Consider the following 1866-nt stretch of genomic DNA (forward strand, 5'->3'; position numbering starts at 1 on the left):
ACACAGCGTTTAATGTTAAATAAGTCAAGCGTTAAATAAATAGATTTTTGGCCGCACAAAACCAATGCCTCAATATTAGATGGAAAAAAATTGAAACTACCAATCACAAAACCATATAAGGACATTTCTTCGCAACGTACAACGTCTTGTGTTTGTTGTCCACAGAGATACAGCCTACTTCATGCAAAATCAATGCAATTACGTTTTATTCGTATTTGTGGAACAAGACTTATTACGCTGTGTTACGAGGTCTTTTCGCCTCAGGGACGCTAATCAATATAATCTACCGTTCCGAAGAAATGTCTTTGTCTTTTCTCATTTTCTAATGCTTGTTTCGGTTGAAAAAACACGTCAAACTAGTACATAACGATTGTAAAACAGCGCTTGTTTTTCTTTATTTCTTAGCTTACTGGCGATCACAGACTGGAGACAATAATCTTCTTGTGTTGAATGATACAGCTGTTTCTTCGTCATCATGGCGTATGCAAGTCGAAGTAAACGATTGCCCAAAGCGATATACATCTGCCCAGGTTTTTTTCCTCTTTCTTTCATTTCTTTATACTTTTCCTGCATAGCTGGATTTTGAAGCATCATACTCCTACCTGCCCGATAAAGTGCCCCTCTAAAGTCCTCCCTTCCTTGTCTGGAAATTTGATACGTAAAGGCTTGTTTTCCGCCTGATTGTTTAATAATCGGATTGGTCCCGGCCATTTTAATTAGCTGTTCTGGACGTGTAAACTTAGAAAGATCGCCCATTTCAGCTGTTAGTTCTGCCGCTGTCGTTATACCTACACCTGGAATACTCAACAGAATTCCACCATCCGTTTGAAGAAGTACCTGTTCCATCTCCACTTTTAAATACTCGATTTGGTTACTTAGTAACGCATATTCATCTAGTTTCAACCCCAAAAGAATGATCTCTGCTCTCAAATCTTCTTTGGGTTTAGAAACCGATTGACTGGCAAAACCAATTAATCGTTCTATATTTATGTCTCGTAGTTTCAGGTTCTGTTCGATCGAAACTTGACGTAGACCTTCTTTCCCTAAGGTTAGAATATCCGAAGGATGTGGATAATGGCGCATCAAGTAAAGAGAAGCCTTCGAAACAAAAGTCGAAAATACCTCCACTTTTTTCATTTTCCCATCTACCTCCATCATAACTCCTTGATATTCCCTGAAAATATGGTCCATATAAAGACGGATATGATTAATGGCCTTTGAACTTGCGTTTATCAGTGTTCGATGTGCACGTGAGAAGGTTTGTAATTGCTTTAAAAGCGGAATTGCCTCTCTACTGGTTTGCCCTCTCCCATGTAAAATAGATTGAGTGATTGCCATTAAATCAATGGAGTCGGTCTTTGAATAATTCAATTCCGTTTCTCTTTCTTTAGCTGTTGTTGCGGCGTTGATTACGCGAACAATAAAGTGGTGATCCGTACACATACGTACTAAATCTTCATAATAGTGTCCCGTCGTTTCAATCCCCACGACAATCTCCTGAAAGTCATACCCTTCTTTTACCTGTTCAATTGCCTCTATCAATTTCTGAAAACCTAAATGAGATGCACTAAAATCGAATGGTTTCGTTAAGATATCCCCGTAAATATTACTAATCATCGCTGAATGTACATACTTCGCTGCGTCAATCGCTACGATACAAATTTGATGCGCATTCTCTCCTCTCATAAGGCGATTCCAATGACTTCCGTTATTCCCCTGAATGTGGTTAAATGTAGATATAACCATTGTTTTCAGCTCCTTTTGATGTGGGTGGGTATTGATGGAAGTTCTGTGATTGGTACTTCTTGTTTACCCTGAAAACAATGGTTTTTAACTTTGTTATCTATCTATTTAACATTGTAGGGA

1 protein-coding gene is annotated in these 1866 nt (G+C 38.5%); it reads right to left on the reverse strand.

Annotated elements, in window-relative coordinates:
* Positions 1-351: 351 nt before the first annotated feature.
* On the reverse strand, positions 352-1746 hold the full coding sequence (locus tag FG383_RS20685; RefSeq protein ID WP_142609551.1) for an IS110 family RNA-guided transposase: 1395 nt from the start codon (positions 1744-1746) through the stop codon (positions 352-354).
* Positions 1747-1866: the final 120 nt, after the last annotated feature.

This window comes from Psychrobacillus soli (genome assembly GCF_006861775.1).
Classification (GTDB): domain Bacteria; phylum Bacillota; class Bacilli; order Bacillales_A; family Planococcaceae; genus Psychrobacillus; species Psychrobacillus soli.